The organism is Halanaerobacter jeridensis (assembly GCF_016908315.1).
Lineage (GTDB): Bacteria > Bacillota > Halanaerobiia > Halobacteroidales > Halobacteroidaceae > Halanaerobacter > Halanaerobacter jeridensis.
This window is the reverse complement of record NZ_JAFBDQ010000003.1, coordinates 1-14,888: the sequence shown is the minus strand read 5'-3', so window position 1 is coordinate 14,888 and position 14,888 is coordinate 1. Positions and strand designations below refer to the sequence as shown.

General features: G+C 31.4%; 11 protein-coding genes. All 11 read left to right on the top strand.

Going from position 1 to position 14,888, the window contains the following annotated elements:
• Positions 1–20 precede the first annotated feature (20 nt).
• Positions 21–1,892 carry a methyl-accepting chemotaxis protein gene (locus JOC47_RS03100; RefSeq protein ID WP_204700521.1) on the top strand — a complete coding sequence of 624 codons (1,872 nt, stop codon included), beginning with the start codon at positions 21–23 and terminating at the stop codon, positions 1,890–1,892.
• Between the two features lie 273 nt (positions 1,893–2,165).
• A complete protein-coding gene (locus tag JOC47_RS03095) occupies positions 2,166–4,553 on the top strand; it encodes a DEAD/DEAH box helicase family protein (protein ID WP_338035306.1) in 2,388 nt (795 codons plus the stop codon).
• 2 nt (positions 4,554–4,555) lie between these two features.
• Positions 4,556–4,867: a nucleoside triphosphate pyrophosphohydrolase gene (locus JOC47_RS03090; protein WP_204700520.1), complete on the top strand. Its 312-nt coding sequence runs from the start codon at positions 4,556–4,558 to the stop codon at positions 4,865–4,867.
• Between the two features lie 203 nt (positions 4,868–5,070).
• A complete protein-coding gene (locus tag JOC47_RS03085) occupies positions 5,071–5,961 on the top strand; it encodes a cold shock domain-containing protein (protein WP_204700519.1) in 891 nt (296 codons plus the stop codon).
• An 84-nt stretch (positions 5,962–6,045) separates the two neighbouring features.
• Positions 6,046–7,269 carry a PD-(D/E)XK nuclease family protein gene (locus JOC47_RS03080; protein ID WP_204700518.1) on the top strand — a complete coding sequence of 408 codons (1,224 nt, stop codon included), beginning with the start codon at positions 6,046–6,048 and terminating at the stop codon, positions 7,267–7,269.
• A 97-nt stretch (positions 7,270–7,366) separates the two neighbouring features.
• Positions 7,367–7,924: an HNH endonuclease gene (locus JOC47_RS03075; protein ID WP_204700517.1), complete on the top strand. Its 558-nt coding sequence runs from the start codon at positions 7,367–7,369 to the stop codon at positions 7,922–7,924.
• A 71-nt stretch (positions 7,925–7,995) separates the two neighbouring features.
• A complete protein-coding gene (locus tag JOC47_RS03070; RefSeq protein ID WP_204700516.1) occupies positions 7,996–9,036 on the top strand; it encodes a hypothetical protein in 1,041 nt (346 codons plus the stop codon).
• 65 nt (positions 9,037–9,101) lie between these two features.
• A complete protein-coding gene (locus tag JOC47_RS03065) occupies positions 9,102–11,525 on the top strand; it encodes an McrB family protein (protein WP_204700515.1) in 2,424 nt (807 codons plus the stop codon).
• Positions 11,526–11,540: 15 nt separating this feature from the next.
• A complete protein-coding gene (locus JOC47_RS03060) occupies positions 11,541–13,802 on the top strand; it encodes a restriction endonuclease-like protein (protein WP_204700514.1) in 2,262 nt (753 codons plus the stop codon).
• A 70-nt stretch (positions 13,803–13,872) separates the two neighbouring features.
• Complete coding sequence (locus JOC47_RS03055) at positions 13,873–14,487, top strand: sugar O-acetyltransferase (protein ID WP_204700513.1); 615 nt, start codon at positions 13,873–13,875, stop codon at positions 14,485–14,487.
• A gap of 201 nt (positions 14,488–14,688) precedes the next feature.
• Positions 14,689–14,888: hypothetical protein (locus tag JOC47_RS03050; RefSeq protein ID WP_204700512.1), on the top strand; the 200-nt coding region annotated here is incomplete at its 3' end.

The window sequence follows — 14,888 nt, the reverse complement described above, 5'->3', positions numbered from 1 at the left end:
TTAAGTAAGGAGTGAATCAAATGGAAGATGAAGTAAAGTGGTACAAAAGCCTATTAGTTAAGGTCAATGGGAGTATAATTCTTATTTTAATTATTTTTATGCTAATTTTAGGATTGGTAGTTAATAATTTAGTTTCTAAAGAAATTACTAATCAAGTTGAAGAAAAAAATCTAGAAATAGCTAGTTCATTACAACAGAATGCAAATGATTTTTTAAATCAGACAGAGGGAGTAATTAAGCTAACGTCTAGATTTGATAAAATCAAGAGTGAAAATAAACAGGATGTTCTAGAAATGGTTAGAAAAGTTAAAGAAGAGAATCCACATTTTAAATATGTATATTTGGCTACTACTGAAGGAGAAATGATTATTTATCCTCAAGCGGATTTAGGTTCAGATTTCGATCCTACGACAAGACCATGGTATCAAAAGGCTATGCAAGAGGATGGTTTGATTTGGACTGATGTTTTCACAGATGCAGGTAGTGGAGATTCAATTATAACTACTGCTATTCCAGTAGAAGATATCCAGGGTCAACTAATTGGGGTTTTGGCAGGAGATGTTTCTTTAGAAAAATTAAGTCAAGCTGTGGCTAGTCGAAAGATTGGTAAAACTGGCTATGCTTATATGACAAATAATAAAGGTGAGATTATTGCTCATCCTGATTCTAGCTTAGTTAAAGAAAGCTATAATATTAACCAAGATTTAGATTTTGAATCTGTATTGGAAAAAGAGAAAGGTTCGATTGAATATCAAGATATTGATACTCAAAAAAACAAGCTAGCTTCTTATGTATCAGTAGATAGAATTAATGGGACTATTTTTGCTCAAATAGAGTCTCAAGAAGCTTATGCAGTAAAAAATGAATTGCAGTTAATAATTTTTGGTATGAGTTTATTGGTCTTAATTATAGTAGGTACGGCAGTCTATTTTGTTAATAAAAAGTATCTATTAAATCCAATTAATGAATTAGTAGAATTAATTTCTAAAGTAGCCCAAGGCGATTTAGATAGAAAAGTAGATAATGTTAAAGAAGATGAAATTGGACAAATTCAGTCTGCTTTAAATACAATGATTACTAACTTACATGATATAGTGGAAAATATACTTGATACTACAGAAAACTTATCAGCTTATAGTGAAGAATTAGCTGCTTCATCAGAAGAGGGTAATGCTACTATAGAGACTACTAATAATTTGATTGAAAATATGTCGGCAAGTATCCAACAGATTTCTGCTAGTGCCCAAGAGGTAACTAGTTTTGCTCAAGAATCTAATTCACAAACTGAAGTAGGACGAAAAAAGATAGAGCAGACTATGAATAATATGAAAGAGATTAATCAGGCAGTAGATGAAACGGTAACAATTATTAATGATTTAGATAATACTTCAGAAGAGATTGGTCAAATTGTAGAAATGATCACTAATATTGCTGAACAGACTAATCTCTTAGCTCTAAATGCAGCAATAGAAGCAGCCCGGGCAGGTGAACATGGACAGGGTTTTGCTGTAGTAGCAGAAGAAATTAGAGATTTAGCTGAAGATACTGCAGATGCTACTGATAAAATAGCTAATTTAATTAATAAAACCCAAGAAAAATCTGATGCAGGAATAGAAGCAATTAAAGAGGTTAAAAACAAGGCAGAAAATGGACAAGAGATTGTGCAAGAAACTGGTCAAGTATTTGCAGAGATTGAAGAGGCAACGGAAGAAACATCAGCTCAAATTGAACAGACTGCATCTTCGACTCAGGATTTGGCCCAAAATAGCGAGGAAATAAAAGAGGCTTCAGAAGGAATCGAACAGATGTCTGATGAAGTAACTGAGTCTTCGCAAGAATTATCGGTGATGGCCCAGGAATTACAAGAGATAGTGAATAAATTTAAAGTATAGATCAAGGTAGAATTAAAATTTCATAAAAATAAGATATTTTTTAAATTAAAACCAAGCTGAACTAGATTAAATCCTAGTGTAGCTTGGTTTTTCTTTGTTAAGAAAGGTGATTATAGCAAAATATATTTTATTTTGTTAAATTATCATTTATTTAAAGGAATATAGTAGAAATTATAGAAAATATAATAATGGATGTTCTTAATAGTTAGCAGTTGAATATTATTAATATAGCAAGTGTTATTGGCATTATGATTTTATCAGGAGGTTTAAATAGTGAATGCACTGACTGGAGGAGAAGAGAATTTATACAGTCAATTTAAAAAAGAGATCCCACAAGCTCAAGAAATTAAAATAATTGTTGCTTTTCTTAAAGAATCTGGAGTTAAATTGATTGTTGATGAGTTAAAGAAACAAGCCTTAAAAGGTGCTGATATAAAAATAATTGCTGGGAAGTATTTAAATATAACTGAACCATCAGCCCTTTATTTATTAAAAGATAAGTTGGGGGAGATGGTAGATTTAAGGTTTTATGATCAAGATGCTGTTTCTTTTCATCCGAAGGCCTATTTTTTAAAAAAGGAGAAGGAAAAAGTTTTATTTATTGGTTCGTCTAATATTTCTTCAAGTGCATTGACTGATGGAGTAGAATGGAATTATCGGATGGCAGAAGAAACTGATGGTGTTTCCTATGGAAGATTTGAACAGGAATTTGATCGAATTTTTGCCGAAGAAACAACTGTAATTGATCAGCAGCAGTTAAGAAAATATGCTAGTCAGTGGAGTAAACCAAGTGTGCAGATGGTTGAAGAAGATGCTGCAACAGATGATAAACCAGAACCGAGAGGCGCTCAAATTGAAGCCTTACATGAATTGCGATTAGCAAGAGAAGAAGGAATTGAAAAAGGATTAGTCATTGCAGCTACTGGAGTAGGAAAGACTTATTTGGCTGCCTTTGATTCAATAGATTTTGATAAAGTTTTGTTTGTAGCCCATCGGGAGGAAATACTGCGTCAGACTAAGGAGACATATAAAAGTATTGCACCTGATTTGGAAGTGAGCTTCTTTACTGGTGATGAGAAGGATACGAGTGGAGATTTGGTGTTAGCTAGTGTGCAGACGTTGCGAAAAGAAGAGTATTTGGGCGCGGGGGAGCTTGGCCCGGAAGAGTTTGACTACATAGTAGTAGATGAGTTTCACCACGCTGGAGCAGATAGTTATTTGAAAGTCTTAGAGTACTTCCAACCCGAATTTCTACTCGGTTTAACTGCTACCCCTTATCGGATGGATAATCGTGATATTTATGAATTATGCAATGATAATGTGATATATGAACTAAACTTAAAAAATGCTATCAATCGAGATCTATTAGTACCATTTAAATACCACGGTGTTTATGATGTTGAAGTGGATTATGATGAAGTTGATTATTCTAATGGCTCTTATAATATTAAAGATTTAGAGAAAAAATTATCAACTCATAAACGAGCTAATCTAATTTTAAAAAACTATCATCATTTAGCAGGAGATAAAGCATTAGGCTTTTGTGCGTCCATTGATCATGCTCGTTATATGGCTGATCACTTTAACGAAAATAATATTCGCGCAGTAGCAGTTCATAGTTCTGCCGGGCAAGAAGAGTATGATATGGAAAGACAAGAAGCAGTAGCAAAACTAGAGGCAGGAGAAATTGATATTATTTTTGCAGTGGATATCTTTAATGAAGGCGTTGATATTCCGGCCTTAGATACGGTTCTATTTCTAAGACCGACTGAATCTTATGTAGTATTTTTACAGCAGTTAGGGCGAGGTTTAAGAAAGTATAAAGAAAAAGAATACTTAACTGTTTTAGACTTTATAGGAAATTATAAACGAGCTCATTATGTACCTTTTTTATTAGCAGGAGAAAATCCTATGGAGAAAGATAAACAGGACTTAGATAAAATTAATGATTTTGAGTATCCAACAGGATGTCAAGTCTCACTTGATTTTAAGGTGATTGATTTGTTTCAAGAAATGCAGCAGTATGATTCTTTCCGCGATAAGATGGAAGAAGAATACTATCGCTTGAAAAAATATTTAGGATATCGACCATTACGAGTAGATGTTCAAGAAGGAATTGATATTCAAACAAAAGAATACTTAAACCGCACTTATCAAGGACAAAAAGGTTATCTAAGATTTTTAGCAAGTATTAATGAGTTGAATGAGCAAGAAGAAAAATGGCTAGATACTATCTCTGAAAAATTCTTATATAGATTAGAAAGAACTAGTATGAGTAAGTCGTATAAAATCCCTGTACTATTAGCTTTATTAACAGGAGAAGAACTCCAAGTGAAAGTAAGTATTGACCAAGTTGGAGAAAAATTTATGAATTATTATCTTAACAATCAAATTCATCAAAAAGATTTAAATAATAAAAAGCATGAAGGATGGCAAGACTGGTCTAAAAAGAAGTTTGTTAAGTTAGCCTTAGAAAATCCAGTTCATTATTTAACGAAAGGTAGAGAGAGTAAGTATTTCATCTATGATGAAGTTAATCAAGAACTTAGATTGAGTAAAGAATTAATTCCTTATGTGGATAATAATCTAGCAAATCATGTTAAAGATATTTTAGAGTATAGAAGTAGAAAATACTTTAGCCGCAGATTCAAGGAGGAATAACAATGAAAAAATATGATAAATTAATCCGCGATAAGATACCAGAAATTATTGCAGCAGACGGTAAAGAATATGAAGTAGAGGTAATGGATGAGGAAGAGTATAAGAAGTATTTACAGGATAAATTAGTGGAAGAAGTTGAAGAATATATAGAGTCGGAAGAAATAGAGGAATTGGCTGATGTTTTGGAGGTTATGAGGGCTATTGTTGATTTGGATGATGTTGATTTTGAGGAGATAGAAAGGATTCGTGAGGAGAAGAAGTATGAACGAGGTGGTTTTGAGGATAGATTGAAGTTGTTGAAGGTTTTTGAGTGAACTAAACACAGGATTAGTGACATCTGGTAGTTGTGTATAAACAGAGACTGGAGCTGACTTGTGAAACTTATGGGGATGAAAGTTTCAGTGCACATTTTCCAGACGTAGCGAATCATCGGGACTTTAGACGATATTGGTTTATTTTTGTTTATCGTTATGTGAATTCAAGTGAGTTTTATTATATTTTTCGAGGAGGAGATAAAATGAAAAAGATTCATAACAAATGGGGATTTGGAATGGCTCCATTAAAAGATAAGACAAAAAAGAAATATAATAATGCGGTAACTTCTGTTTATAATTTAATACAAAATGAGAAAACAGATGAAAATATTTTGGGAAATATAAGCGAATTTAAAGGTATGATAAATCGATGTCTTAGACAAGATCAGTGGGATTGGTTTACAGTTTATGAATTGTTTGGAGAACCAGATTTAAGGTACTTATATCCCCTTCCCCAAGCCTTATCTGAATTGAGAAATGGATTGATTGAAGAAGATAAAGAAGTGGTTGATGACAATATAAAATTTTTAAGAAATAGTTATGCAAAAAAAATATGTGAAATTTTTCTTGGCATTGAAGAATGGTCGGTTGATGATTTGGGATATATTTATATTTTGTCAAGAAGAAATGAAAAAGACGTTCTAAAAATAGGGATGACAGAAAGAAATGTTGTTAAAAGAGTAAAAGAAATAAATTCTGCTACAGGAATTTTACGACCTTTTTCGCCAAGAGAGGTATTTAAAGTAAAAAATCCTGCTTATGCTGAAAAAGAAATATTCAAAAAATTAGAAGAATATAGAATAAGAACTGATAGAGAATTTTTTAATATAGATTACTATGAAGCTAAGAGAAAAATAAATTCATTAATGCTTGAATTAAGATTATATAATAAAACTCCCGGAACTATTAAATTTATTAATGACGATAAAGGATATGGATTTATAAAAAACGATAAAAAAGGGGACATATTCTTTCATTTTTCAGAAGTGAAAGATTTAGATTCATTAGAAGAAGGGAGCAAAGTAGATTTTTTTATTAATTATTCTAAAAAAGGAATAAAGGCAGAGTATGTAGAGATTATTAATGATAATTAAGTAAATAAAATCAACATCGCTTAACATGGGTTAGCTCAAATACCCTTGTGGTAATATATTAATAAATCAAACAGAGGTGAACAAATGAATATATTTAAAGTATTAGCATCTGGGAAAAATAGCCTTAGAGAAGAATTTGTTTCAGCTTATTTTGCATATTTATTATCCCCAAAGATGGATCATGGACTTGGATTTGTTTTATTAAAAATGATTGTAAAGAAAATAAGAGAAGTACAAAATTTACCTGAGTTATCTGATTTGGTTGATGAATTACAAAATGATTTCAGAACTGATTTGTTTGATGAATCTAAAAATAATAATTTTAATTTAGAATTGGAGTATAAATATAATAAGCAAGGTGGTATTGGTTATATTGATATAGTTTTAAGTATTAATAAATGGTATATAATAATTGAAAACAAAATAAATTCTAGTTCATGTACTGATGGTCAAGTTTATGAACAATATTTAGGGTTTAAAGAAACTTTAGAAAAGAAGGATATTGAAGAACACAATATATTAATTTTATATTTAGTCCCTGCTATTTCATCAGAAGGAGTATGGAGTTCAGGAGAATTTTATGAAAATGAATTAGATTTCAAACTTGGTGAAGGAGATTATTCATCTGTTGTTTATTGGCAACCTCCTGAAGATGATGAAACCATTTCTATAGTATCAATATTTAGAGAAATTTTGAATCAGTCTAGAAGTGGTGAAATAGACCCTATTACATATGACCTAAATCAGTCATTAAAATCATTTATAAATTTTTGCTTAAATGATTTTAATGGTTATCCGTATGATAAAGTTGTTGAGAAAAATGTTCATGAAAAAATGAAAGTAAAAAATATTTTAAAGAGTAATAAAGAAATATATATTGGAGTTCAGCATGGTAAGGCTGGTTTAATAAGAAAAGCGTGGGAAAATTCAGATTTTACTTCTGAATATTTAAATGTTTCTGATACTAAAGAAAGTTGGCAATATCTTAGTTTAAAAGAATTTAAAACTATTTGCAATTGGGCAATTAATCCAAAAGATAATAATTTGTCGGGAATTCATTGGGAAGGCAAACCCTTTTTTACTGATTTATTATATTTAGTTTCTAAAGATGAAAAGAGTAATATTTGTATTGGTATGAGAGGAGGATTAGAAAAATTAAGAAATATGGATATAGGTGAAATCAAAGATAGAAAAGGATGGGAAGTATCAAATGAAAGAAAAACCCCCCAGTGGTTTACAGGTGAAGAATTTTGTAATGTTTTAGAAGAAAAAGGATATAAAATAAGAGCACCTGAAAAAAATAATTAAAAGGATTTAAATGGATTAGGGTACTTCGGTTAATATGGGGTTAGATGAAATTAGGATAAGCTAATACGATTGTTAAAAGGAGGATATAAATATTACCATGCAAAGTAAAGCAGATATTTTTGAATATTGGAAAGACTGGTTAGATGAAAGAGGTTTTGATTGGGGAGAACCTAGTTGTTGGGCTTGTGGACATTGGTGGGATACAAAATATGATGTAGAAGACCCGAATGCACCATGGGAAGAGATTAGAAAAGCTTGGAATAAGGTTCCATTACAACGTTGTCATATTATTCCTAAATCCTTGGGCGGTGAAGATGAACCATCAAATTTATTTTTAATGTGCATAGAATGTCATGACAGAGCACCTGATACAACATCTCGTGAGGCCTTTTTTAAGTGGGTCGAAAATCAAAGTTGGACAGGCAGAATGTTTAAAAGTATAGAAGAAGAATGTAAAACTTTTGGATTTGATGAAAAAACTCCAAAGGAAATAGAGGAATTGAGTGATATGTTAATATCTAAAGATTTTAAAGAATGGGCAAGAGATAAAATAGGTATTCATTTTAGTCAATCTGGTTACGGATCTCAAATTACTCCTTCAACAATAGTTGCTTTGTTTTGGGAATATAGTAAAATAAAGAATAATAATTTATAGAAGGCTTAAAGTCCGCTTATCTAGAAGTAATGTGTTTTACTAATAAAATATCACAATAGGAGGAATAATAAATGGAAAAATATTTTAAGTTATATTCTTCAGAGATACCTCCTAAGAGTTTATCACATAATATATTTAGCATTATAGGTTATAAGGAACCTGCTTTAACTAAGGGGTTATCTTTTTTGATTTATAAATCAAAAAAGTTTTGTAACGGTTTTTTAAAATTAATAAATAAAAAATTAAAAGAACGAGGGCTAAATAAAATAGGACAAGTTGAAATATTAAAAGTTTTATCTGAGCAATATCCTAATTTTAGTAAACAAAAAATAAGAAGGGATATAACATTAAAGCTTAATCCAGAAAAAATGAATAATTCTTTGATTGTAATAGAAGCTAAAAATCCTAAATTAAGTTTAAAAAATTTATCTAAAGTAGAAGATCAATTATTAGAATATTTATCAGAAGATCATTATTCGGATGTATCTAATTTCAATCGTAAAATAGGGATTTTTCTTACTAATATTGAAGAAATATATCGGAAAAGAAGAGATATTGATTTGATTTCTATAACATGGAAGGAAATTTTCAACCTTTTAGAAAGATATAAAGAAAAAGACGAATATATTAATATGTTTTATAAACATTTATTGGAGGGAGAAATGATGCAATTTTTTAAAAAAGAAATATTTAGTCCCCCAGCTGGAAAGACAATTGATAAGATAAGGGAATTGAATATTTACTGCTGTCAATATGATAGAACTATAAAAAAGAGTTTGTATTTAATGCCTAGAATTCCTTTAACAAAGAGTAAAAAAGATTCAGATTTTTTCAATACTGATGTTGCAGTTGGAGTTTTTGAAGAACTTTATCCGATTATAGATACTTTTGCAGTAGATAAAAATACGGTAAACGAAATAGAAAATAAAGAAATAAAAGAAAAAGTAGAAAAATGGTATGAGGATGAAGAGTTTAAAAGTGGTCAAGTTTTTATTTTAGGAGACAAATTGCCTTTTGATACTCCTAAAAGAACTAAAAAGCAGAATAATTCATATCAAACATATTATAGTTTTGATGAAATTTGGAGTAAGATAGTAAAAAGGGATAAATAATAATCTGATTAGATGGTTTTAATTATCCAGATTAAAGTTAATTAAATAAGCAAGGAGGTACATCTATGGCAATTCCTGATTTTGATAGCAAATACATAACTAAAGCATTTGAAATATTTGACCGTGATTACAGACCAAAAGAACAATGGGCCAATTTGATAAATAACCGCAATCATAAATATGCCATTACATATAAAGATAAATTATATCCCGTCAAAGAAATAATTCGCATTGCAGCCCAAGAAGCAGGATTGGATCGACCTTATTTTAGCGGCGGAAAAGAAGCTAATAGTTTTATTCGTAAGCGAGGATTTGAAATAATAGACCTAGAAAAATATCGCAAGCAAAATAATCGCGAGAAACTCCTAGAGAAAGAAATTAATTGGTCTATGTTTGAATGGGGTCTAACAATACCAGTTGAATTACACAATAAGTTCTATAGAGCTAATGGTCGCCGTTTAAACATTGGAGAAAGCCAAACGATTACTTTAGTAATTGAGGACCAAGAGTATGAAGCCAGCCTAAAAAACATAGATCGTACTTCAAAAAGCGAAACTTTACAACTTAGATATGATAATAACCAGCAATTAAAAGATTTATTAGCAGAAAAATTTAAATTCAGTCAGCAATACATAATTGAAGAACGGAAAAGAAAGATTGAAAACGGCGAAGAAAGACCGCAAGTTAAATTACCAGAGGATAAAAAAGAATTCCTGAAGATTTATACTAGTGATGAAGAACAAAAATTTATAGTAGAGTTAGATACTATTGGTGGGCAATTGAGAAATAATTTAGCTAAAGTACTAGATGAATATTATCAAGCCAGAATGAATGAACAATTTAAGCAACATGAACTAGGTGATTTATTGCGTCATAAATTACCAGAAATCATAACAGAAAAATTACAGTCTTATTCGTTAGAAGATAACTATGAAGTCAGAGGCTCGATTGGACAAGGTAATTGGGCCAAGGTCCCGTGGCTAGCAATTATGGACCAAGATATCACTACTACCACTCGGGAAGGAGTTTATGTTGTTTATCTCTTTGCGGAAGATATGAGCCGCGTCTATCTTACTTTAAATCAAGGAGTAACTAACACAAGTACTGAAGAACAACTCCAAGCTCGAGCTCAACTAAGAGAAGAATTAGATTTAAAAGACTTAACAGTAGATAATGAATTAGAATTAACTGATAGTGGAATTGGTTCAGATTATGAGACTTCTACTATTGCTTATTTAGAATATCAAGCAGATGATTTAGCAAGTGAAGAAGTGTTAGAAGAAGATTTAATGGAATTAGTTGATATCTATCAACAATATAAACAACAGTTAACAGGAGAAGAAGAAGTTGAACTTTCTACTACAGAAATTGTAGAGCAAGTAAAAGAGTATATTGCTGCAAAAGGATTTAATTATCCGCAAGGTTTAATTGAAAATTTCTATCTATCTCTGAAAACAAAACCGTTTGTTCTTTTAGCAGGTATTTCTGGTACTGGGAAGACTAAATTAGCCCAATTATTTGCCGAAGCAATTGGCTGTACGCCAGAGAATAATCGCTTTCAAATTATTCCTGTGCGGCCTGATTGGAGTGATCCTTCTGACTTATTAGGGTATAAAGACTTAGACGGCAACTTCAGACCTGGGGCCATAATTGATATCATTAAGCAAGCCAATCAAAATCCTAGCTATCCGCACTTTGTCTGTCTTGATGAGATGAACTTGGCCCGTGTTGAGTATTATTTTAGTGACTTGTTGAGTACAATTGAAACTAGAAAACAAATGGTGGATGGAATTAAGTCAGCAGTATTGTTAGAAGAAGATTACTTTACTAATGAAAATGATAAAAAACAATATGCTGGATTAAGAATCCCTGATAATCTCTATTTAATTGGAACAGTTAATATGGACGAAACTACACATCCTTTTAGCAAAAAAGTTTTAGATCGAGCTAATACAATTGAATTTTCTGAAGTTGAACTAAGCAAATTTAATTTAACTGCTAAGCAAGGTGAAACCTTAACTGATATTCAAAATGACTTTTTAGCACCTGACTATTTAACTTTAAAAGATTGTTCAGAAGAAAAAAGAGAACTTATCAATCAAGTTGTAGATCGTCTCCAAGAGATAAATCAAATTTTAAAGCTAGATAACCTCCATGTTGGTTACCGTGTGAGGGATGAGGTTTGTTTTTATTTGATTTATAACCAACGCTATCAGTTACTTGATTTTGATCAAGCTATCGATTATCAACTACAGCAAAAGATATTGCCGCGAATTCAAGGCAGTTCTAATATGATTAAGGAAGTATTAATTGAATTATTTAATCTAAGTAGTGGTGCGGATTTAACAGCAGATAATCGTCGTGTAGCAGGAGAAGCATTAGAGTTGGTCAACGAGGGAGCGGTTGGCCCTTATCCGCAATCAGCCCACAAGATAGCCTATATGATTAAGCGTTTTGAAGAAGATGGATTTACAGCTTATTGGCTGTAGGGAGAGGGGTTTTTAATGTCTGATGTAAGAGAGTTAGTAACAATTAAAACAACTAAATTTGATCTCACAATCAAAGGGAAGCCCTATCATCCGCAGTGGGAGCAAATACATAATGAGCAAGAGCAATCTTCAAGAATAGAAATCATGCCGCTAGATTGTAAAGTTGAAGAGTGGTCTTATTTCGCGCCTGCAGAAGAAAATTTAGTTGCCGGGACAGGTAATTTGGCCCAACTACAGCCTTTGTTCTTTGAATGGCAGGATTATGAGATAATCATTACAGCTTCAAAAAATACTAACTTAGAATTCTATCACAGCAATCAGCAGTTAAGAGAAGCAGTCACTCCGTTAAGTAGTAACCAAAATATTTTAACAGGAACCATCAATTTCAGAACAGATGTCGGTTTTTCTAAATTAGAGATTAGGGAAGAAGGCGAGCCGCTATTCAATCTACAGCTAGAAGTCTATCCTTCCAAATTAGATTATAAAACAGATTATGAACAATTATTGCAGGAAGTTAATCAAGAAGTCTATAATTTAGCTTATGATTTTTTGCGGCGGGCCTTTAACAATTTAAGTCCTCAGCAGGCTGAAAATGTTAGTCATAGTGAGTTTTTTACGATTTTAGATAATATCTTTAATAAATTTAAACAAGCTTTTCGTCGGATAGAACAAGCGCCTCACCATCGTTTAGAAGCTAATCGGAAAGTGAAACCGGCTGCTCGAGTGAGAAAGATTAATCAGCAGAGTATTAAATGGTTAAAAAAGAATCCTCAGCATTATGATCAAGCTACAGGACGCCCGACTAAATGTTTGGATATGGAGAAAGACATCAGTTATAATACTTTTGAGAATAAGTTTGTTAAGTGGGTTATTTTTGAATTAAAGAAGAGATTATTTGATTTTAAAGAAGAATATCAGGAAATTCACGGTCAAGATGCAGATCCAGAACTACTTGCTCGAATTGAAGACCTAGGACAAGAGTTGGATTATATGAGTGATCATACATTTTTGCAGGAAGTTAGTAACTTACAAAAGTTAAACTCTTTATCCTTAGTGCTGCAGTTAGCACCTGGCTATCGTGAACTATATAAATATTTTCTGATGTTAAGAAAAGGATTATCTTTAAGTGATGGTTTGTTCAATCTGTCCATGAAAGAAACGTGGAAATTATATGAGTATTGGTGCTTCTTAAAGTTAAATCAGATTTTAAGAAAAAGATATAATTTGTTGGAGAGTACATTAATTGATATTGATTATTCAGGGATTTCTGTTACATTGAGAAAAGGCAAAACAGCTCAAGTTAAATACGAACACCCGCAGACAAAAGAAAAATTTACTTTAACATATAATGCTAAGGCAGGTGCAAGTGTCACTACAGGACAAAAACCAGATAATATACTAAGTTTAAGTAAGGAAGATAGTGCAGTTGATTATAAGTTTGTCTTTGATGCTAAATATCGGCTTAATCCTGCTGAAGCAGATAGTAGTTATAGCAGACAGTATCAAAGCCCTGGCCCAGAGGAAGGTACAATTAATACAATGCATCGCTATCGTGATGCTATTTTGGCTAGAGAGTCTAATGGAGCAAAAAGAACGGTTGTCGGAGCTTATGTATTATTTCCTTATAATAATGAACAAGAGTTTAAAGAACATCATTTCTATAAAAGTATTGAAGAAGTAAATGTAGGCGCCTTTCCTTTCTTACCGGGAAATATTGAATTAGTAGCTGATTTTTTAGAAAAATTAGTTAATGAAACTTCATTAAGCAACTTCGAACGTAATGTATTACCGCAAGGAGAAGAGGAGTATCAGACTAAGTTAGATTTTGAGCAAAATGTACTAGTCGGATCAATAAGAAGTCAGAAGCAATTTGAAATTATGCAGGAGCAAAACTTCTACTATATTCCTGTAAAAAGAGCAGATTTTGTCGACCATCCTTTAGAATATATAGCTTTATATCAGAGTAAAAAGAAGTTTTCAGAAGAAGCCGGAGTTAATTATTATGCAGAAATTAAAGATTATGAAATAATGAAGAGAAAAGATATTCCTGTTCCATTAACTCATAATAATAGTAACGAAGATTATTATTATTTCGAACTATCAGAATGGCAGGAGTTAGACCAAGCAGTAAATCCAGCTGATTACGGTCTAGTTGGTAGTCATATCTATACTAATTATTTGCTGTTGCAGAAAGCTGATAGTTTAGATGAACTAAAAATTGATAGCTTAAAGCAGTGGAGAAAACTGTTAGAAGAAAAAAGACAAAGTAAATTATAAAGAGCAAAATTGTTAAAAATAAGATAGTGTGATAGCATATTATATCTAATAATTACGGGAGGAATACGAAATGACTGAAAAAGAGAGAATGTTAGCTGGGAAACTATATAAAGCACAGGGAGAAGAATTAAACAAAGATAATCAGCAAGCTAAAAAACTAACTAGATTATTTAATAATACTACCGAAGAAGAAAAAGAGCATCGGGAAAAGCTATTAAAAGAATTATTCGCTGCTACTGGTGAAAAAATATACATAGAACCGCCGTTTAATTGTGACTACGGGTCGAATATTGAAGTGGGAAATAATTTCTACGCTAATTATGATTGTATTATAATTGATGTAGCAGAAGTGAAAATAGGGAACAATGTGTTTTTTGGCCCGCGAGTTAATATATATACGGCTGGGCACCCTATCTCTGCTGAGGTGAGAAATGAAATGTTAGAATTTGGCGAACCGGTTACTATTGGAGATGATGTGTGGGTTGGTGGTAATACAGTAATTAACCCCGGAGTAACAATTGGTAGCAATACAGTGATTGGCTCAGGTTCTGTGGTTACTAAAGATATTCCTGATGGAGTTGTAGCAGCAGGAAACCCTTGTCGAGTAATCAGAGAAATTACTAATGAAGATAAAGAATATTGGAATAAATTAAAAAATGAATATTATAAAGATGTTAATGAGTAATTTCTCCTTAACTATGGTTTTTTGGCGGTTGGAGTGAATAGATTTAGAATAATTTTTGTATTTTTGAAATATATTTAATTTCAAACAGGAGTTTATAAACGCATAAAGAATTTAAAAATTAGACTAAAAAATAATTTTTATAATTTCATTTTTAATATGATATAATTATTATGAGCATAATAATTAGGGAGGAGGGATAGAATGGGGGAAGAAGAAAAACAAAACCACCTTTCATTTGAAGAATTACATACTAAGTTAATGAAAAAATATTCTAAAAATAAATATAATATGAATGTAGAAAATGAAAAGAAATTTCATAATGATATTTCTTTAATATTCAATTATAATTATGAAGATGAGAAAAAGAATCATATATATAAATCTGAACTTTATACTGAAAT

What these genes read in the sequence shown, in the direction of transcription:
- JOC47_RS03100 (WP_204700521.1), top strand. Translation starts at nt 21, where the DNA reads ATGGAAGATGAAGTAAAGTGGTACAAAAGCCTATTAGTTAAGGTCAAT.
- JOC47_RS03090 (WP_204700520.1), top strand. Translation starts at nt 4,556, where the DNA reads ATGAAAAAATATGATAAATTAATCCGCGATAAGATACCAGAAATTATT.
- JOC47_RS03085 (WP_204700519.1), top strand. Translation starts at nt 5,071, where the DNA reads ATGAAAAAGATTCATAACAAATGGGGATTTGGAATGGCTCCATTAAAA.
- JOC47_RS03080 (WP_204700518.1), top strand. Translation starts at nt 6,046, where the DNA reads ATGAATATATTTAAAGTATTAGCATCTGGGAAAAATAGCCTTAGAGAA.
- JOC47_RS03075 (WP_204700517.1), top strand. Translation starts at nt 7,367, where the DNA reads ATGCAAAGTAAAGCAGATATTTTTGAATATTGGAAAGACTGGTTAGAT.
- JOC47_RS03070 (WP_204700516.1), top strand. Translation starts at nt 7,996, where the DNA reads ATGGAAAAATATTTTAAGTTATATTCTTCAGAGATACCTCCTAAGAGT.
- JOC47_RS03065 (WP_204700515.1), top strand. Translation starts at nt 9,102, where the DNA reads ATGGCAATTCCTGATTTTGATAGCAAATACATAACTAAAGCATTTGAA.
- JOC47_RS03060 (WP_204700514.1), top strand. Translation starts at nt 11,541, where the DNA reads ATGTCTGATGTAAGAGAGTTAGTAACAATTAAAACAACTAAATTTGAT.
- JOC47_RS03055 (WP_204700513.1), top strand. Translation starts at nt 13,873, where the DNA reads ATGACTGAAAAAGAGAGAATGTTAGCTGGGAAACTATATAAAGCACAG.